Below are 19,184 nucleotides of genomic sequence, written 5' to 3' on the forward strand. Positions count from 1 at the left end.
TACGGGCGCCTGAAAATCTGCCATATACTGAGCCAGACTATTGCCCAGGCAGAGGCTCATGCATTTTGATCTGATCGACCTGCGACTGTTCCAGCACACCCTGGAGTGCGGCAACATCACGGCGGGCGCACAACGCAGCCATCTGTCGCTACCGGCCGCCAGTGCGCGGATCCGCGCCATGGAAGCCTCCCTCGGTACGCCCTTGCTGGAGCGTAATCGCCGTGGCGTGCAAGCGACGCCCGCAGGCAAAGCCCTGCTGCAACATGCGCGCTTGATCGGCCAGCAGGTCGAGCGCCTGCAGTTCGACCTGGGCCAGTACGCTCAAGGCCTGCAAGGCCAGGTACGGCTGTTGTGCAACACCGCGGCCCTGAGCGAATACCTGCCGGAATTGCTCGCCGGCTTTCTCGCCGACTACCCGGCCATCGCCCTCGACATCCAGGAGCTGCCGAGCCTGCGTATCGTCCAGACCATTACCCAAGGTGCGGCGGATATCGGCATCATTTCCACCGCCGCCGCCAGCGAGCATCTGCAAACCCTGCCCTTTCGAGACGATCCGCTGGTGCTGATCATGGCGCCGGGGCATCCCTTGGCAGCACAATCCGGGCTGCGCTTTGCCGACACCCTGGCGCATGGCTTTGTCGGCTTGTCGAGCGACAGCGCCCTGGCCCTGCACCTGGAAGAACAAGCCCTGCACCTGGGGCGGCGGATGCAGGTCAGGGTACGGGCGGAGAGTTTCGACGGGGTGATTCGTATGGTGGCTCACGGTGCCGGGCTGGGCGTGGTGCCACTGGCGGCCGTCCGACGCTGGCAGGGTGTGCTGGCATTGCACAGCATGAAGCTGGAGGAAGCATGGGCGCAGCGCCAGTTGCTGCTCTGCTCCCGCGACTTCACGCGCTTGCCGGGGCATGGCCAGGCCTTGGTGCGCTATCTGCGTGAGGCGCAGATCGAGCGCTCGACGTCGACCCCAGACAACTCCCTCGGTTAGATCGGACCTATGGTGACGGACCTCTCATCAGATCATCTGGAGCTGACATGTCCGATTTCATCACCGTTCTACGCGACACCTGCCCTACCCCTGTGCTGAATGCGACCAAGTGGAAGCGCATCGGCGGCGACCCGCACACGGTGAACCTCAATGCCTACCTGTCCGAGGATGGCAGCAAGATCATGGGTACCTGGATCTGCACCCCGGGCAAGTTCGAAGTGAATTACGAGAAGTGGGAGTACTGCCATTTCCTCGACGGCTACTGCGTGATCACCCCTGAAGGTGAGCAGCCGGTGCATCTGAAAGCGGGCGACGTGTTCGTCATCGAACCGGGGATGAAAGGCACCTGGGAGGTGGTGGAGACCGTGCGCAAATACTTCGTTTTTGCCTGACGGGCGACCACCGGTGGGAGCGGGCTTGCCCCGCGATTGCAGCACCTCAGTCACATCGTATCGCGGGACAAGCCCGCTCCCACCGGGTCAGCCTGAAAAACATCGCGAGTCCCTCTCCTCACCCACCCGGTGCGCAGTTACAGGTGGGTGGGGAGCGGGCCCCGCGATAAAGTCCGCCTCGTTACTCGGGCTTGCGATAGCCTTCGACAATCGCCGAGAAATCCTTGCCGCCGTCACCGCGCAGGCTCATGGCCTGGTACAGCTGCTGCGCCACGGCACCGAGGATCACCGGCTGATGCGCCTGACGCGCCGCCTCGGTGGCCAGGCCCAGATCCTTGAGCATCAGCTCGGCACCGAAACCGCCGGTGTAGCCACGCGAGGCCGGAGCCGTTTCGATGATGCCCGGCCACGGGTTATAGGTGTCCGAACTCCAGCAACGCCCGGTGGAGCTGTTGATGATGCCCGCCAGCACTTTGGTGTCGATGCCCAAGGCATTGCCCAGGGCCATGGCTTCCGACACACCGATCATCGAGATGCCCAGCAGCAGGTTGTTGCAGATCTTGGCGATCTGCCCGGTCCCCACTGCACCGCAATGCACAATGTTGCGGCCCATCTGCGCCAGCACCGGCTGCAGCGTGGCGAACAGTTCATCGCTGGCGCCGACCATGAACGTCAGGGTGCCCGCCGCCGCACCACCGGTGCCGCCGGACACCGGCGCATCGGCCAGGTCCACGCCCTGCTTCGCCGCGGCCGCCGAGACATCACGGGCGGTCTGTGGATCAATCGTGCTGCAGTCGACCACTGGCGTGCCGGCACGAACACCGGCCAGCACACCGTCTTCGTTCAGGTACACACCCCGCACATGCGCGGCGGCTGGCAGCATGGTGATGACCATGTCGCTCTGCTGCGCGGCATCGCGTGGCGAGCTGCTGATCGTCCCGCCGAGCTCGGCAAGCTCGGCCAGTACGCTCTTGTTCAGGTCGAACAGTTGCAGTTGATGCCCGGCCTTGATCAGGTTGCGCGCCATCGGCGCGCCCATGTTGCCCAGACCGATAAATGCAATACGCATGATCAACTCCTTAGCGCAGGCTGATGGTGGTGTTCACACCGTCGTTGACGCTGTCGTCATCGAACCAGCGGCTGGTGACAGTCTTGGTCTGAGTGTAGAACTGCACCACTTGCTTGCCGTACGGGCCCAGGTCACCGAGCTTGGAGCCACGCGAACCGGTGAAGCTGAAGAACGGAACCGGTACCGGAATCGGAATGTTGATGCCGACCTGACCGACGTCGATTTCGTTCTGGAACTTGCGCGCCGCAGCGCCACTCTGGGTAAACAGACCGGTGCCGTTCCCGAAGGGATTGCGGTTGACCAGGGCGATGGCTTCGTCGAGGGTATCGACTTCCAGCACCACCAGCACCGGGCCGAAGATTTCCTGGGTGTAGATCTGCATGTCGGTGGTCACCCCGGAGAACAGGGTCGGGCCGACGAAGTTGCCTTGCTCGTAGCCTGGCACGCTTACATCACGACCATCGAGTTCAAGCTTGGCGCCTTCCTTGATCCCGCTTTCGATCAGGCCCAGCACACGTTCCTTGGCGCGCTTGGAAATCAGCGGGCCGACATCGGTGCCCGGCTCATTACCGGCATTGACCTTGAGGTTGGCCGCCAGCTCTTTGAGTTCCGGCAGCCATTCGCGTGCCTTGCCTACCAGTACCGCCACCGAGGTGGCCATGCAACGCTGACCGGCTGCGCCGAAGCCGGCACCGACCAGGGCATTGAGGGTCTGGGTACGGTTGGCATCAGGCAGCACCACCGCGTGGTTCTTCGCGCCCATCATCGACTGCACACGCTTGCCATGCTGGCCGGCGAGGTTGTAGACGTGGGTACCGACTTCGGTGGAGCCGACAAAGGAGATCGCCTTGATGTCCGGGTGTGTGCACAAGGCATCGACCACCTGCTTGCCACCGTGTACGACGTTCAGCACACCGGCCGGTACACCGGCTTCCAGCGCCAGCTCCACCAGCATCATGGTCGACAGCGGATCCTGCTCGGACGGCTTGAGCACGAAGGTGTTGCCGCAGACGATGGCCATCGGGAACATCCACAGCGGGATCATCGCCGGGAAGTTGAACGGGGTGATACCGGCGCAGACCCCGATCGGTTGGCGCAGGGTGTAGGTATCGACACCACTGGCGACGTTCTCGGCGAACTCGCCCATCTTCAGGCTACCGATGCTGCACGCGTGCTCGACCACTTCCAGGCCGCGGAAGATATCGCCTTCGGCGTCGGCAATGGTCTTGCCCTGCTCGGCGCTGAGGACCACGGCGATGCGCTTGGAGTGTTCACGAATCAAGGCTTGCAGCTTGAGCATGATGCGCATGCGCGCGCCGAGCGGGGTGTCACGCCAGGTCTGGAAGGCACGTTGGCCGGCGGCGATGGCGGCGTCGACTTCTTCGGCAGTGGCGAACGGCACGCGGGCGAGTACTTCTTGGGTGGCCGGGTTGACCACGTCACGCCATTCGCTGGTTTTCGATTCGACCCACTGGCCGTCGATCAGCAGCTTGACCTGGTCGACCTTGGTCTGGCCGGGAGTAAGGGATGCGTTCATGTGCGTTCTCCTGAAATTGTTGTTAGGGAGAGATCGACGTCGCCGGGGTAGCCTCGACGGACGCTTGGGTCTAGGGCTTGTTTTGGAGTATAGATGTGCAAAGATCCAATAAAAACGCACATAAAAGCCGGACCAACATGCAAAAAAACATCACCTCGCTGGGCGCCCTGAACTGGGATGACCTGAAGTTTTTTCTTGAAGTGGCCCGCACCCGCAAGGCCAGCAGCGCGGCCAAACGCCTGGGGGTGGACTACACCACGGTGTCACGGCGGATCAGCTCGCTGGAGCTGGCGCTGGGTACCTTGCTGTTCGAAAAGTCGCGGACCAACGGCTTTATCCTGACCGCCGAAGGCCAGCGCCTGCTCAGTTATGCCGAGTCGATCGAAAGCACCCTGCACATGGCCTGCGAGCAGGTTTCAGGCTCCGGCGTGGCGCTTTCCGGGCATGTGCGCATGGGCTGCACCGAGGGCTTTGGCAGCTTCTTCATCACCCCGCAACTGAGCCGCTTCGTCGATGCCTATCCGGCCATCTCCGTGGACATCCTGCCGCTGCCGCACTTCATCAGCCTGTCCAAGCGCGAAGCGGACATCGTCATCGCCCTTGAGCGCCCGGAACACGGGCCGTATGTCTGCTGCAAACTGTGCGACTACCGCCTGCGCCTGTACGCCACCCAGGAGTATCTGGACAGCCACGAACCGATCACCCGCAGCAGCGACCTGGCGCATCACCAGTTCATCAGTTACGTCGACGACCTGGCCTTCAGTTCAGAGTTGCTGTACCTGGCCAATCTGATACCGGCCGCCAGCGCCAACCTGCGCAGCACCAGCGTGATCGCCCAGTACGTGGCGGCGCAGCAGGGTCGCGGGCTGGCAATTCTGCCGTGTTTTCTGGCCGCACAGGATCCGCGTCTGGTGGCGATTCTGCCTGAAGAGGTGGAGATTACCCGGCAGTTCTGGATGTACTGCCGGGAGGATCTGCGCAAGCTGAAGCGGATAACCCTGTTGTGGGATTACATCCGCGAGGTGACCGAGCGCAACACGCCATTGCTGATGGGCGAGTCGCGCACGATGGACTTCGCCGATTAGTCGGAAGCGACCACGATAGCCACCCGGCGGTTTTCCATGCGCCCGGCGCGGGTGTCATTGCTGGCCACCGGTTCGCGGCTGCCCAGCCCACGGGTTTCGACGTTCTCCGGGCGCATGCCGACGGCGGTGAGGGCGTTGGCCACGCTCTTGGCCCGGCGCAGCGACAGCTGCTCGTTATAGGCATCCCTGCCGGAGGCATCGGTATGCCCATCTACCCGCACCCGCTGGATGTCCACCGACAACAGCGACTTGCCGATGCGCTCGACAATGCTCCGGCTCTCTGGGTTGAGGGCGTCCAGGTCGCTACCGAACAACACCTTGCTCGACAGGCCGAACTCCCAGCCTTCGTCGGTCAAGCGGAAACCTTCCTGCTTGAGCAGGGCAATCTGTTCAGCCGTCAGGCCTTTGGGCGGCACGCTCTGGCAACCGCTCAGGACCAGCAGCATCAGCGCCAGCCAGGCAAAGTGAAAACGCAGGTATCGACTCAGGTGTGTCACGGTTCAGCTCCTGTTTTTTACATGATTGGCAGAGCTCTCCGTCTCTGCCGCTTGCCACTGGCCACGGGTGTTGCGCTTGGCCTGATACATCGCCGCGTCGGCGGCATTCAACAAATCCGACGGCGTCTGACCGTCATCCGGGAAGAAAGCAATGCCGACACTCAGGGATGTGACGATGCTCTGCCCTTCTCCCAGACGAACAGGCAGACGCATGCTGGCAATGATTTTCTCGGCAATGCGCTGGGCATCCTCGCGGCTGTGAAGAGGTGTCAGCAGCACGGCAAATTCGTCACCGCCCAGGCGCGCTACCAGATCATTCTCGCGTAGCTGCGCGCGTACCCGGGTGGCGACGCTGACCAGTACTTCGTCGCCGGCCGCATGGCCATGGCTGTCGTTGATGTCCTTGAAGTTGTCACTGTCGAGAAACAGTAGCGCCATGTGCTCCCGGTACTTGCTGGCATTACGCAGCGTGCGGCTGAGCCGGCCTTCGAAAAAGGCCCGATTGGGCAAGCCGGTCAAGCTGTCATGGCTGGCCTGGTGGGCGAGGCTTTCGTTCTCGCTCTGCAGATGGCTCTGCCAGCTTTCCAGTTCGTCGAGCAAGGCATTGAAGTCATTGCCCAGCTCATTGAGCTCGGCAATCTGCGCCTCAGGCACACGACGGTCGAAGCTGCGTTCACGCCGCGCGGCGTGAGCCACCGTGGCCAGGCTGCGCAAGGGGCCAACGATATCGCCGAACATACGCCGCGACAGGTACAACGCCCCAAGGGCGCTGAGTACGGTACAGAGGAGGATGCCGGCCAGGCCGCTGAGCAGGAAGCGCACCAGGCTGCCACCCTGGCCCACCAGCTCAATACGACCAACCTGCTGGCCCTGATGCAGGACCGGGAGAATGATGGGCTCTTCCAGCAGACTACGGGCCACTTGTTGCTCCACCCGTGCCAGCAAGCTGTCATCACTGCGCTGCCAACGGGCGAGCAACTGGTTGCTATCGTCGAACACTTTGGCATCAGCCACCTCTTCAGTGGAGGCGATCAGTGCCAGGGCCTCATTGGCCGCGCTGCTGTCGTTGAAGACCACGGCGGCTTCAACGGTGTAATTGATCGAGCGGGCGATCAGGTGCAGGTTGTGATTGGCATACACGCGCAGCGCCAGCACGCCAAGCACCGTCAGGGCAACACCGGCCAGGCCCACAGCCAGCAAGGCCACGCTCAAGTGGCGACGCCCCAGCACTGCGCGCAGGGTCGGACGCTGACGCCCCCAGCCAAAGCCGATCATGGCTGTGTCGCCCGTCGCCGCGACAACTGCAGCACCGAGGGATGGATGCGCACGCCGCTGCGTGCTACCGAATCAAGGTTGACCTCGAACGCCACCTGGCGGTCACTGACCCGCAAGCAAAACACACTGCCTACCGTGCAAGGGTCGTCGGCTTCACTGATGCTCAAGACCGGATGACCACTGATAGCGCTGAATAACTGAGTGCGTTCGTCCGGGCTCAGCTGGCCAAGATAGATTGCATCACACTCATTGGCGATGCGCGGGTCACCGGCCAGCAAGCGCCGCACCACTATCGGCCGGCCAGTGGCTTGCGTGGTGCCCTTGACTAGATCATCGGCGTATTCGGTGGGACCGACCAGGCACAAGCGCAACTGATCCGGTTCCACCGGCCAGCGGGCGTAGCTGAGAATGCCCAGGACCACCTGAGTCACAGCAGTGGCGCGCTGCTCGGCCAGGGTCGAGGTCGGTTTGGTCTCGGCAGAGGCCAGCGCGCCGAACAGCAGCGGCAACGCAGCCATCAGCGAGCGCCCCCGACTCGTCACACGTCCCGAAGTCGGGGCGGCCACTTTCATCAAGGAAATCTCTTACAAACAAGCGGGATAATGCCGCAACGATAGCACAGTGGCCGATTTTCCAGCGAGAGAGCAGGCCTCTGCCCAACCGGTAAAAGGCCGAATCGCCGTGTTCATACCTGCTCCAGCATCAATCCGGAAATGCGTTTGACCTTGCGCCGCACCGCGTCCTCGAACACCCCTTGGCGCGGTTCGATCAAAGTGAAACAGCTTTTCGCCCGGGTGATGCCGGTGTAGATCAACTCTTTGGTCAACACCGGGTTCAGTGCATCAGGCAGCACCAGGGCAGTATGGGTGAACTCCGAACCTTGGGACTTGTGCACGGTCATGGCGAACACGGTTTCCACCTCGTTGAGGCGGCTGGGCAATACAAAGCGCACACCGCCACGACCATCGTTACGGGCGAAGGCCACCCGCAACACCTGCTGGCCGGGTTGCTGCTCATCGGGCAGGCGCAAGGCAATGCCGATGTCACCGTTCATCAGGCCCAGGCCATAGTCGTTGCGGGTCATCAGGACTGGCCGGCCCTCATACCAGGGTTGCTCGACATCGATCAGGCCGGCAGCGCCCAACACCCTGCCGACCCGCTGGTTCAGCCCCTCGACGCCCCATGGGCCTTTACGTACGGCACACAGCAGCTGGAAGGTTTCGAAACCCTGTAACACGGCCATGGCCCAGGCTTCCCAGCGCGGGTCATCAACCGGCGTGGTCTGCGCCGGACGTTGCCGGCCAATGATCTGCAGATAGCTGCGGTAGCCCTGCGGCCCCTCGTTGCCGCGACCAAGGCCATCGAGCAGCAGACGGTCGAGGGCGCGATCCTGCTCGCCACGCAGGGTCAGGCCGAACACGTCATCCTGTGTCTGCTGCAACAGGGCCCGTGCCTGTTCGGCGTCCTGCAGGTTGACCAGGCGCGCCAGCCGGCCGATACCACTGCTCTCACCGAAGCGCCGGGAAAAGCGCAACATCACCACTTGCTGCGCCAACGGATACTGCTCGGCAGTACCCGCCAGCAGTTCGCTACCCGCCAGGGTTTCACCGCTGACCTGCTCCAGCCAGGCCTGGGTCTGGGCGCTATAGCGGCCAGCTTCGGCATCCCGGCACAGGTCACCAAGCACGGCGCCGGCTTCCACCGAGGCCAACTGGTCCTTGTCACCCAGCAACACCAGACGGGCGTGAGGCGGCAGCGCGGCCAGCAAGTTGGCCATCATTTCCAGGTCAATCATCGAGGCTTCGTCGACCACCAGCACATCCAGGGGCAAGGGGTTACCCGCATGGTGACGAAAATGCCGCGAGCCCGGACGGCTACCGAGCAAGCGGTGCACCGTCGAGACATCGGTGGGGATGTTTTCCCGTACCTGGGCTTCGACGGCCAGGCGCTCAACCTGCTGACCGATGGACTCGGTCAGCCGCGCCGCGGCCTTGCCGGTGGGTGCTGCCAGGCGAATGCGCAGGGGACGTCCGGCCTCCACGGCTGGTGCCTGGAGCAAGGCCAGCAAGCGCACCACCGTGGTGGTCTTGCCGGTACCCGGGCCGCCGGTAATGATGCTGAAAGCACCTCGGGTGGCCAGGGCGCAGGCCAGCTTTTGCCAGTCCACCTGTCCCGCCTGGCTGCCACCGTCGAACAGTTGCGCCAAGCGCGCCGCCAAATCGGCCGGGGTCGGCTCGACCTGCTCCAGACGTTGACGCAAGGCGCTGTCGATTTGCCGTTCATAGGCCCAGTAGCGGCGCAGATACAAACGTTGAGCACTGAGCACCAAAGGCCGCGAAGCCTCTTCGACGCAAGCACCATTGGCGACCAGACGACTGCTGGCCAAGCGCTGCAACCAGGTGCTCAGCGCCAGTTGCTCAAGCAACTGCGACGGCAGCAGCAAGGGACCTGCCAGGGCATCGCCTTCCGGGGGCAACGACAGGGCAAAGTCAGGTTCGGCCAGGGTCTCAGCCAGGTCCAGACAGACATGACCATGACCCAGCTGGTGACTGGCCAGGGCCGCTGCCAGCAACACCAGCGGGTCGCCTCCCGGATCGCGTTCTTCAAGAAAGCCGACGAAGGCCCGGTCCAGTGCGCGCAGCCAGCCACGTTCGACCCAACGATCGAGCAATGCCAGCAGGTCGGCACTGTCACTCAATGGCTCGAGTGCGGCAAGATGCTCGGCATCCAGTGGCGTCGGCAGCAGGTCGTCGAGGGTACGGCTCATGGTGTATCTCCCAGGAACAGGTCGTGTTGCTGCGGTGCTCTGACGCCACGGAACAGCGCATCGAGGCGCTCGATCAATTCCCGTGGCGGTTTGACGAAATACACGCCGCCAGAAGCCGAATGCACACCACGTAAAAAGATGAACACCGCGCCGCCCATATGCCGGTCGTAGTCGTAATCCGGCAGCCGTGCGCGGAGCTGGCGATGCATGGCCAGCAGGTAGAGCACATACTGCAGGTCGTAGCGGTGACTGAGGATTGCCGACTCCATGGCCAGCTCGCTGTAAGCCAGATCGTCAGGGCCGAGCCAGTTGGATTTGTAGTCGGCCACGTAGTAGCGCCCGTCATGTTCAAAGGCAAGGTCGATAAAGCCCTTGAACATGCCGTTGAGCTGAGCCGGTTGGGCAGCAACCCGTGCAGCGCCTTGATGGGTGTATTCACCGACCAGGCGATCAAGCTGGCCGACATCGACCTTGTGGCTGGCAAACCAGAATTCCATTTCGATCTGATATTGACTCAGCTGATTCAAGGCCAGGGGCGGACTGGCCGGCGCCAGGGCCATGGGTTGCACCAGCAATTGCTGCAGCCAGTGGCCAAGGGTGTTGATCCAGCCTGTCCAGTCGCGGCGGTTGCAGCGCTGGCCGACCGTGCGTTTGAGCGCTTCGTCGTTCGCCGTTACCTGGGCAAAACCTTCAAGCCCCGCCCATTCGAGCAGACCGTGAAGGAAGGTCCCAGGGTTCGGGCCACGTGGAAAGCGATGGATATCGCCGCTGCCGGGCATCACTTCGCGCAGCTGTTGCGGATCGGGACGCTCGTCATCGAGCAGTTGCTGGGCTTGCGAGCTGTCGGTATCCAGGGTCAGCGATTCTTCACCAATACGCAGTGCACTGTAGGAGGCGATCCACCAGTTCTCTGCTGCACGGCGTTTGGGCTGGCGCGCAGGCAGCAGTTCAGCCTGATTGGCGGGTGCGCTATAGCCTTGTTCGTTGGCCTCAGGCATGGCGTTGCTGGCAATCGCCGGGCAACTCGCTTGCAGGGCCTGTAGCCACTCACTCAACTGACTGGAAGCCGCCAAGGGCGCGCCGCCGCCGAGTAGATAGCCCAGCGCCGAACGGTGCAGCAGCGAGGTCTTGCCGGTGCCTCGCTTGAGGTCGGCAACCCCCAGCCAGCAAGCGTGCTGAGCGCGGGTCAGGGCGACGTAGAGCAGACGCAGGTCTTCGGCCAGACGCTCATCGTCGGCCATCGCGATCTGCTCGGCATCCGGGGTCAGGGTCAGGTGCGCCTGGCCTTCACTGTCGTGCCAGCCCAGCGGCAAGCGCTGGCCATCCACCGGTTTGCTGGTGCAGATGAACGGCAGGAACACCAGCGGATATTCCAGGCCCTTGGACTTGTGGATGGTCACCACCTTGACCAGTTGCTCATCACTTTCCAGGCGCAGGATCTGCTCTTCGCCAGCCTGACCAGCGCTGGCCAGGTGCTCGCCCAGGTGGCGGATCAGCGCTTGCTCGCCATCGAGTTCGGTGGCTGCCTGCTGCAGCAATTCGGCCAGGTGCAACAGGTTGGTCAGCACCCGCTCACCGTCACTGCGGGTCATCAACACCTGCGGCAGGTCGAAGTCATGGAGCAAGCGCCGCAGCATCGGCAGCACACCCTGGCTACGCCAGGTCAGCCGGTACTGGCGGAACTGCATGACCCAGCGCTCCCACACCCGTTCGTTCTGGTTCAACTGTTCCAGCGCCGACAGCGGCAGGTTCAGGGTGATACTCGCCAGTGCCGCCTTCAACAGGCGCTCGACATCCGGCTCGGCACAGGCCTTGAGCCAGGCCAGCAGGTCCTGGGCTTCCTGGGCGGCGAACACCGAGTCCTTGTCTGACAGATACACACTGCGAACATCGCGGGCCGCCAGTTCGGCGCGAATCAACTGCGCCTCACGGCCATCGCGCACCAGGATGGCGATGTCCGAAGGCAAACAGCCACGCAGCGACTGGTCCGCCTGAAGAAAACCGCTGCGGCCCTGTTGCCCGCCATTGAGCAGCGCGACAATCTGACTGGCACAACTGGCAGCCAGCTGCTGACGGTAAACCGCCGTAGAGACCGGTTCGTCGCTGTGCAAGTGCCACAGATTCAGGGCGGCGAGCGCCTTTCCGTCGACCTGAAACTGCTCGCTGCGACCTTTGGCCTGGACCTCGACAAAGGGCACCGGGTTGTCATCATCCTCGCGGAACAGGAAAGCGCCACGCCCCTGCTCACGCAGTTCGGCCTGCATGAACACATGATTGACTGCGCTGACCATGGCCTGGCTGGAACGGTAGTTGGTGTCCAGGCTGTGCAGGCGTCCGGCGGTGGCGCGACGGGCGCCCAGGTAAGTAAAGATATCGGCGCCGCGGAACGCATAGATCGCCTGTTTGGGATCACCGATCATGAACAGGCCGGTGTCCTGAACATTCTCTTCAATGCGGTAGATACGCTGAAAGATCCGGTACTGGACCGGGTCGGTGTCCTGGAATTCATCGATCAGGGCGACCGGGAACTGCTCACGGATCAAACCTGCCAGACGCTCGCCGGCATCGCCGTGCAAGGCGTGATCGAGGCGCAGGAGCATGTCGTCAAAGCCCATTTCCGCACGACGGCGCTTTTCCTGTTCAAAACGTGCGCCCACCCAGGCGGCGGCGTGTTCCAACAGGCAGGCATCGGGCGTCGGCAAGGCTTTCAGTTGATCCTGAAGACCTTCCATCACCTGCAGCGCCGGGTGGCTCGGGGGTTCACCTTTCCAGGCTTCAGCCATACCGGCACGGGTCAGGCGGGTGAAGCCGGTACCCAGATCAAGCTCCAGCGCCAGCTCATCTGCTGCCCAGGCGGCCAGCTTCTCGCACCAGGGTTCGAAGTAACGGGCCTGCATCTTGCGGCCGTCCACCTGCTTGGCAGCCAGGCCGTCACGGCAGATCTGCAGCAGTTCACCGGACCACTGGACCCAGGGCGCCTTGATCGTGCGCAACTGCTCGGCGCGCTGATGCAACACTGCATCGATCAGCGCCTGCGGCTCCTCGGCGCCGTTCTCGATATGCTGCCGTCCAAACAGGGCGCGTACCCGCGGCAACAGGGCATCAGGGCTGACCCAATGACTACGCACCCAGGCCAGCGCATCGCCGTGCATGCTGTAGCAAAAGCGCCGCCAGTAGTCGCGCATGACCTGGCCAAGCAGTTCGCTATGGTCGGTTTCCAGGGTCTGGGTAAACAGGCTGCCACTGTCGAACGCATGTTCGCGCAACATGCGCTGACACCAGCTGTGAATGGTCGAGACAGCCGCCTCGTCCATCCACTGCGCCGCTACGTCCAGGCGATTGGCGCACGCTGGCCACAGGTCTTGTTGGTAGTCGGCGCGCAGTTGATGCAGTAACGGGTCAGCGTCATCCAGTTCGCCACGGAAGAAGCGCGCTGCTTCAGCCAGACGCGTACGGATGCGTTCGCGCAGCTCCTTGGTGGCGGCATCGGTGAAGGTCACCACCAGCACCTGGGGTGGCAGCAATTCGCGGCCGAAACCCTGCTCACCGCCATGACCAAGCACCAAGCGCAGGTACAGGGCGGAGATGGTGAAGGTTTTGCCGGTACCGGCGCTGGCTTCAATCAATTGACTGCCGTGCAGGGGAAAGGTCAGTGCCAGGGGTGCGTTGCGACTCATTGGGCGTCCTCCTCATTGCCCAAGGTCTGCCAGGGCGCATCGAACATCGGGCGGTACAAGGCTTCACACCAGCCCTCGAACTCTTCACTGGCCGTCAACGCGGCGAAATCGCTGAACTGCCGTGCCAGCGCAGTGCTTTCGCTACGCTCGCCAAAACTGTTCTGACCATCGCCTTCATAGGCTCTGGCCGCGGCAGCCAAGGCTTTATCGGGGTCGCTCTGGGCCAGCCAGGCGAAGGCAGTCTTGGTCGCCACGGGCAGTGGTGAACTCATGCCTGCCTGACGGGCCAGGAGCAGGTCACCAAGCATGTCGGCGGCACGCGCTTGCTCGATCGGAGCCAGCAACAGCGTGATATCCGTGGCCACCACAGCACTGTGCAGCGGCAGGCCGACGGCACAGGCGGCCAGGTGCATGACCCAGGTCGAGGTCAGCCGCTGCCATTTCAGCGAGCGGCCACTGCTGATGCCATTGGGCAAGGTGGTGATACTCAGCAGGGACTGATCGTCGCGCTGGTAGACCCGGCCAAGCCAGCCTTCAAGCTTGAGCTGGCGGTATTCGAAGCGGATCGGTAACGCGCTGTCCAGGGCAGTGGGCCATTGGCGCAGCAACTGTTGATGACGCTGCAAGAGATCCGGCAACGGCTCGATCAACTCATCTTGCAAACATTGGCCGAACCCCGCCAATGGCAGCATGCCGCTGCCCTGCAGACGCCGCGCCTGAGCGCCAAGTGCCTGGTTGGCGTCATCGGGGGTTGCCAGCGCCGCAGCCAACAGGCTTTCACTGAGGCTGTAGCGCTGCAAGGCGTCGAGCACGAAGGGTTCTTCATCGGCCAGCGGCGCTTGCACCGCCTCGAAGAACACCTTCAGACGCTGACTGAAGAAGTGCCGCACCGGATGGCGGAGGAAATCCTGCAACAAGGTCAGGCTCAAGGCTTCATCGCTGCTGTAAGGCGGCAGGTCATCCTCGGCCTTGGCTTGCTCCTCGGCCGGCAGATGCAGCGTTCGCCATTCACGGGCATAACTGAACAGGTTGCTGCCCTTGTGGAAGTAGCGGGCACTGAAGGGCTGCAACGGGTGCTCCACGGTCAGGGCATGCAGCAATTGTTCGCCTGCATCAAGCTTATCGCGCTCCTTGGCAGCAGCCAGGCGCCAACCGCCGGCGAGGTGATCGCGCAACTGCCCGATCAATACCGAGGCCGGACGTTCGCTGTTGTCACGAATGCTGCGGCCGACCCAGCTGACATACAACTGGTCGCGCGCCGACAGCAATGCTTCAAGCAACAGGTAACGGTCATCCTCGCGGCGTGATCGGTCACCTGGGCGGTAGTCGCTGCCCATCAGGTCGAAGTCCAGCGGCGGCTGCGCACGCGGGTAATCGCCATCGTTCATGCCCAGCAGGCAGACCACCTTGAAGGGGATCGCGCGCATGGGCATCAGGGTGCAGAAATTCACCGATCCCGCGAGGAACCGTTGCGACAGACGTCCCTGGTCGAGCCCGGCCAGCCAGGCCTCGCGGACCACGGTCAGCGGCAGCAGGTCTTCGAGCGCAACCGACTCACAGGTTTGCAACCAGGTCTCGCGCAGGGTCTGCAGCTGTACCAGCAGGTAATCGTCGTGCTCGGTTTCGGCCAGGAAGAACACCTGCAGCAACGCATGCAGGCGTTCGCCCCATTGCGCGGCGGTCGCAGCCCTGGACAGCTGTTGATAAGCGATTTCCAGAGCGTCGAGCAAGGCCACCAGCGGGCCGATCAGTGCGGCGTCCAAACCACCGATTTCGTCGAACGGTTCGATTCCGTCGCAACCTTCGCCGACACCCACGGCATAGCCAAGCAGCATGCGCCGCAGGCCGAATCGCCAGCTGTTCTGTTCCAGGTCAGCCGGCAAGCCCAGGCTTGCACGCTGTTCGGCGTTCAGGCCCCAGCGGATACCGGCACCCTCGATCCAGCGGTGCAGGGTCGGCAGGTCGCTTTCCTTAATGGCGAAGCGGGCCCGCAAGGCCGGCACATCGAGCAGGTCGAGAATCTCGCTGACCGCAAAGCGGCTGTCCGGCAATTTCAGCAGGTGCTCCAGGGCAATCAGCAGCGGATCGCGGCCACGCTGACCCTGGTCGGTCAGGGTAAAGGGGATGAAGCGTGGGTCATCGCGGCCCAACTGGCCAAACACTGCGCGTATATGCGGGGCGTAGGTGTTGATGTCCGGGAGCATGACAATCACGTCCCGCGGGCGCAGGTGCGGATCGGCACTGAAGCGGGCGAGCAACTGGTCGTGAAGTATCTCCACTTCGCGCTGCGGACTGTGGGCGATATGAAAGCGTACCGAGCGGTCCTTGCCTGGGTCGACTGCGGGCCACAATTCGCGGGTCTCAGCCAGCGGACGCAATTCAAGAATGTCGTCCTGCAGTTGATTGAGCAGGGTTTGCGGCTGACTTTCGCTGAAAAGGTCAATGCGCCCATCTGTGAACGCGGCACGGTAACTGCCGGGATCGTCGTAACTGTCGAGCAAATTAATGTAGTCACGGCCCTGCTTGCCCCAGGCAGCCAGCAGCGGGTGCGCGTGCTGATGCAGGGATTGCGCGTCGATCAGACTGGGCATGCCCTGCTTGCGTTGCTGGCGCTTGTATTGGTGGCGCAGCAGGTCCTTGTCGGCAACGATATCCGCCCAGTGGTGCCGACAGGGGTTGTGCACACAGAGCAGCACCTGGCTGAAACGTGCCAGGCCGGCCAAGGCCTCCAGCGCCTGGGCAGGCAATGAGGAAATACCGAAGACGATAACCCGGGAAGGGAGCCCGGCAGGTGCCTGCTCAAGGCTGTTGATCCGCTCGATAAAGCGCTGATGAACCCCGGCGCGACTCTGAGCCATGCCTTCCTCGCCGACATCCAGCAACAGCGCACGCCACAACTCGGCTTGCCAGCAATTGGCCGGGGGCAACGGCTTGGCGTCACCGCGGGCAGTGTTCAACACATGTCGCCCGGCTGCCCAGTCCTTGAGCCAGTCGGCACGGTATACCTGGTATTGGTCAAACAGATCGGCCAGGCGCTCGGCCAGTTGGTAGCGCTTGCGCAGGTCGGTGTCGTCGGTGAGAAAGCGCTGCAGGGGTTCGAAGTGGGGTTTGTCGATGACTTCGGGGAGCAGACGCATCAATCGCCAGGTCAGCGGCGCCTTGTCGAGCAGGGACACCTCCGGGATTTCATCGCGTCCCAGCACACGTCGGTACAACTGCCACATAAAGCTGCCGGGTAGTTGCACTTCGATCGCGGCGGCAATGCCACAACCGCCCTGGTCATCGTCTTCGGGGTCTTCGGCCAAAGCCAGTTTGAGCCATTGGGCAATGCCGTTGCTTTGCACCAGGACAATTTCATTTTCCAGAGGTGCCAGGGGATGCAGGCGCATCCAGCTCACCACCAGGCTGCGCAGTTCGTCCAGGCGATTGCCGTGGACCACCATGAATCCCGGAAGGAGTGGGTTTGCGTGCGGCATTGGACATCCTTGAGGCTGTGCGGACAGAGGGAAACCATATCATGGGCTTGGCCCTTGATGAGGGCCGAACAGGCACCAAAGATTTCCGGCCGGAAAAGACAAAACCCCTACCTGCATATGCAGATAGGGGTTTCGGAATTTAATCTTGACGATGACCTACTCTCACATGGGGAAACCCCACACTACCATCGGCGATGCATCGTTTCACTGCTGAGTTCGGGATGGGATCAGGTGGTTCCAATGCTCTATGGTCGTCAAGAAATTCTGTTGCCAGAAGGTCTTGTTCAGACACTCCAGCGAATTGGGTATGTGATACTTGTGAGTCGCAAACTTTCGGTTCGTTTCGTCTTCACAACACCGCAATCTGGCCTTTCGACGCAGATTGCTTGGGTGTTATATGGTCAAGCCTCACGGGCAATTAGTATTGGTTAGCTCAACGCCTCACAGCGCTTACACACCCAACCTATCAACGTCGTAGTCTTCGACGGCCCTTCAGGGAGCTCAAGGCTCCAGTGAGATCTCATCTTGAGGCAAGTTTCCCGCTTAGATGCTTTCAGCGGTTATCTCTCCCGAACATAGCTACCCGGCAATGCCACTGGCGTGACAACCGGAACACCAGAGGTTCGTCCACTCCGGTCCTCTCGTACTAGGAGCAGCCCCTCTCAAATCTCAAACGTCCACGGCAGATAGGGACCGAACTGTCTCACGACGTTCTAAACCCAGCTCGCGTACCACTTTAAATGGCGAACAGCCATACCCTTGGGACCGGCTTCAGCCCCAGGATGTGATGAGCCGACATCGAGGTGCCAAACACCGCCGTCGATATGAACTCTTGGGCGGTATCAGCCTGTTATCCCCGGAGTACCTTTTATCCGTTGAGCGATGGCCCTTCCATACAGAACCACCGGATCACTAAGACCTACTTTCGTACCTGCTCGACGTGTCTGTCTCGCAGTCAAGCGCGCTTTTGCCTTTATACTCTACGACCGATTTCCGACCGGTCTGAGCGCACCTTCGTACTCCTCCGTTACTCTTTAGGAGGAGACCGCCCCAGTCAAACTACCCACCATACACTGTCCTCGATCCGGATAACGGACCTGAGTTAGAACCTCAAAGTTGCCAGGGTGGTATTTCAAGGATGGCTCCACGCGAACTGGCGTCCACGCTTCAAAGCCTCCCACCTATCCTACACAAGCAAATTCAAAGTCCAGTGCAAAGCTATAGTAAAGGTTCACGGGGTCTTTCCGTCTAGCCGCGGATACACTGCATCTTCACAGCGATTTCAATTTCACTGAGTCTCGGGTGGAGACAGCGCCGCCATCGTTACGCCATTCGTGCAGGTCGGAACTTACCCGACAAGGAATTTCGCTACCTTAGGACCGTTATAGTTACGGCCGCCGTTTACCGGGGCTTCGATCAAGAGCTTCGCGTTAGCTAACCCCATCAATTAACCTTCCGGCACCGGGCAGGCGTCACACCCTATACGTCCACTTTCGTGTTTGCAGAGTGCTGTGTTTTTAATAAACAGTCGCAGCGGCCTGGTATCTTCGACCGGCATGAGCTTACGGAGCAAGTCCTTCACCCTCACCGGCGCACCTTCTCCCGAAGTTACGGTGCCATTTTGCCTAGTTCCTTCACCCGAGTTCTCTCAAGCGCCTTGGTATTCTCTACCCAACCACCTGTGTCGGTTTGGGGTACGGTTCCTAGTTATCTGAAGCTTAGAAGCTTTTCTTGGAAGCATGGCATCAACCACTTCGTCGCCTAAAGGCAACTCGTCATCAGCTCTCGGCCTTAAGATCCCGGATTTACCTAAGATCTCAGCCTACCACCTTAAACTTGGACAACCAACGCCAAGCTGGCCTAGCCTTCTCCGTCCCTCCATCGCAATAACTAGAAGTACAGGAATATTAACCTGTTTTCCATCGACTACGCTTTTCAGCCTCGCCTTAGGGACCGACTAACCCTGCGTCGATTAACGTTGCGCAGGAAACCTTGGTCTTTCGGCGTGGGAGTTTTTCACTCCCATTGTCGTTACTCATGTCAGCATTCGCACTTCTGATACCTCCAGCAAGCTTCTCAACTCACCTTCACAGGCTTACAGAACGCTCCTCTACCGCGTCACCTAAGTGACACCCGTAGCTTCGGTGCATGGTTTGAGCCCCGTTACATCTTCCGCGCAGGCCGACTCGACTAGTGAGCTATTACGCTTTCTTTAAAGGGTGGCTGCTTCTAAGCCAACCTCCTAGCTGTCTAAGCCTTCCCACATCGTTTCCCACTTAACCATGACTTTGGGACCTTAGCTGACGGTCTGGGTTGTTTCCCTTTTCACGACGGACGTTAGCACCCGCCGTGTGTCTCCCATGCTCGGCACTTGTAGGTATTCGGAGTTTGCATCGGTTTGGTAAGTCGGGATGACCCCCTAGC

The 19,184-nt window shown here is 61.6% G+C and carries 11 protein-coding genes and 2 rRNA genes (1 of these 13 cut by a window edge); 3 read left to right on the top strand and 10 right to left on the bottom strand.

Features of this window, described 5'->3' with window-relative positions:
* Positions 1–58 precede the first annotated feature (58 nt).
* Both PSAKL28_RS23330 and PSAKL28_RS23335 read left to right on the top strand, forming a co-directional pair.
* Positions 59–985: a LysR family transcriptional regulator gene (locus tag PSAKL28_RS23330; protein WP_051939551.1), complete on the top strand. Its 927-nt coding sequence runs from the start codon at positions 59–61 to the stop codon at positions 983–985.
* Between the two features lie 47 nt (positions 986–1,032).
* Complete coding sequence (locus tag PSAKL28_RS23335) at positions 1,033–1,377, top strand: cupin domain-containing protein (protein ID WP_038614945.1); 345 nt, start codon at positions 1,033–1,035, stop codon at positions 1,375–1,377.
* 181 nt (positions 1,378–1,558) lie between these two features.
* Here PSAKL28_RS23335 and mmsB read toward each other — a convergent pair whose 3' ends face one another.
* Together mmsB and PSAKL28_RS23345 are read right to left on the bottom strand one after the other, a co-directional pair.
* A complete protein-coding gene (gene mmsB / locus PSAKL28_RS23340; protein WP_038614948.1) occupies positions 1,559–2,446 on the bottom strand; it encodes a 3-hydroxyisobutyrate dehydrogenase in 888 nt (295 codons plus the stop codon).
* Positions 2,447–2,456: 10 nt separating this feature from the next.
* Positions 2,457–3,983, bottom strand: coding sequence for a CoA-acylating methylmalonate-semialdehyde dehydrogenase (locus PSAKL28_RS23345; protein ID WP_038614951.1), 1,527 nt, complete (start codon positions 3,981–3,983; stop codon positions 2,457–2,459).
* Between the two features lie 137 nt (positions 3,984–4,120).
* On the opposite strand from PSAKL28_RS23345, the gene PSAKL28_RS23350 reads away from it, so the two are divergent.
* The gene (locus PSAKL28_RS23350) at positions 4,121–5,068 is read left to right on the top strand and encodes a LysR family transcriptional regulator (RefSeq protein WP_038614954.1); all 948 of its coding nucleotides are present in this window, start codon (positions 4,121–4,123) and stop codon (positions 5,066–5,068) included.
* Here PSAKL28_RS23350 and yfiB read toward each other — a convergent pair.
* From yfiB to PSAKL28_RS23390, 8 genes are all read right to left on the bottom strand, one after another.
* Entirely contained in the window at positions 5,065–5,514 is a 450-nt protein-coding gene (gene yfiB / locus PSAKL28_RS23355) for an outer membrane lipoprotein YfiB (protein WP_051939657.1), read from the bottom strand. The genes PSAKL28_RS23350 and yfiB overlap by 4 nt on opposite strands.
* Positions 5,515–5,568: 54 nt before the next feature.
* Positions 5,569–6,840 carry a diguanylate cyclase DgcN/YfiN gene (gene dgcN / locus PSAKL28_RS23360; RefSeq protein WP_038614960.1) on the bottom strand — a complete coding sequence of 424 codons (1,272 nt, stop codon included), beginning with the start codon at positions 6,838–6,840 and terminating at the stop codon, positions 5,569–5,571.
* Positions 6,837–7,412, bottom strand: coding sequence for a regulatory sequestration protein YfiR (gene yfiR, locus PSAKL28_RS23365; protein ID WP_038614963.1), 576 nt, complete (start codon positions 7,410–7,412; stop codon positions 6,837–6,839). The genes dgcN and yfiR overlap by 4 nt, the downstream gene beginning before the upstream one ends.
* A 113-nt stretch (positions 7,413–7,525) precedes the next feature.
* Positions 7,526–9,607 (bottom strand): exodeoxyribonuclease V subunit alpha, encoded by a 2,082-nt coding sequence (recD, locus tag PSAKL28_RS23370; RefSeq protein WP_038614966.1) that lies wholly within the window; start codon positions 9,605–9,607, stop codon positions 7,526–7,528.
* Positions 9,604–13,284: an exodeoxyribonuclease V subunit beta gene (gene recB, locus PSAKL28_RS23375; protein WP_038614968.1), complete on the bottom strand. Its 3,681-nt coding sequence runs from the start codon at positions 13,282–13,284 to the stop codon at positions 9,604–9,606. The genes recD and recB overlap by 4 nt, the downstream gene beginning before the upstream one ends.
* Positions 13,281–16,760 carry an exodeoxyribonuclease V subunit gamma gene (gene recC / locus PSAKL28_RS23380; protein WP_038614969.1) on the bottom strand — a complete coding sequence of 1,160 codons (3,480 nt, stop codon included), beginning with the start codon at positions 16,758–16,760 and terminating at the stop codon, positions 13,281–13,283. Before recC ends, recB begins: the two co-directional genes overlap by 4 nt.
* Before the next feature lie 143 nt (positions 16,761–16,903).
* Positions 16,904–17,019 (bottom strand): 5S ribosomal RNA (rrf, locus tag PSAKL28_RS23385).
* A gap of 138 nt (positions 17,020–17,157) precedes the next feature.
* Positions 17,158–19,184: ribosomal RNA gene (locus tag PSAKL28_RS23390) — 23S ribosomal RNA — on the bottom strand (it continues 863 nt past the right edge of the window).

Origin of the sequence: Pseudomonas alkylphenolica (genome assembly GCF_000746525.1) — a bacterium.
Lineage (GTDB): Bacteria > Pseudomonadota > Gammaproteobacteria > Pseudomonadales > Pseudomonadaceae > Aquipseudomonas > Aquipseudomonas alkylphenolica.

What these genes read in the sequence shown, in the direction of transcription:
- PSAKL28_RS23330 (WP_051939551.1), top strand. Translation starts at nt 59, where the DNA reads ATGCATTTTGATCTGATCGACCTGCGACTGTTCCAGCACACCCTGGAG.
- PSAKL28_RS23335 (WP_038614945.1), top strand. Translation starts at nt 1,033, where the DNA reads ATGTCCGATTTCATCACCGTTCTACGCGACACCTGCCCTACCCCTGTG.
- mmsB (WP_038614948.1), bottom strand. Translation starts at nt 2,446, where the DNA reads ATGCGTATTGCATTTATCGGTCTGGGCAACATGGGCGCGCCGATGGCG.
- PSAKL28_RS23345 (WP_038614951.1), bottom strand. Translation starts at nt 3,983, where the DNA reads ATGAACGCATCCCTTACTCCCGGCCAGACCAAGGTCGACCAGGTCAAG.
- PSAKL28_RS23350 (WP_038614954.1), top strand. Translation starts at nt 4,121, where the DNA reads ATGCAAAAAAACATCACCTCGCTGGGCGCCCTGAACTGGGATGACCTG.
- yfiB (WP_051939657.1), bottom strand. Translation starts at nt 5,514, where the DNA reads ATGCTGCTGGTCCTGAGCGGTTGCCAGAGCGTGCCGCCCAAAGGCCTG.
- dgcN (WP_038614960.1), bottom strand. Translation starts at nt 6,840, where the DNA reads ATGATCGGCTTTGGCTGGGGGCGTCAGCGTCCGACCCTGCGCGCAGTG.
- yfiR (WP_038614963.1), bottom strand. Translation starts at nt 7,412, where the DNA reads ATGAAAGTGGCCGCCCCGACTTCGGGACGTGTGACGAGTCGGGGGCGC.
- recD (WP_038614966.1), bottom strand. Translation starts at nt 9,607, where the DNA reads ATGAGCCGTACCCTCGACGACCTGCTGCCGACGCCACTGGATGCCGAG.
- recB (WP_038614968.1), bottom strand. Translation starts at nt 13,284, where the DNA reads ATGAGTCGCAACGCACCCCTGGCACTGACCTTTCCCCTGCACGGCAGT.
- recC (WP_038614969.1), bottom strand. Translation starts at nt 16,760, where the DNA reads ATGCCGCACGCAAACCCACTCCTTCCGGGATTCATGGTGGTCCACGGC.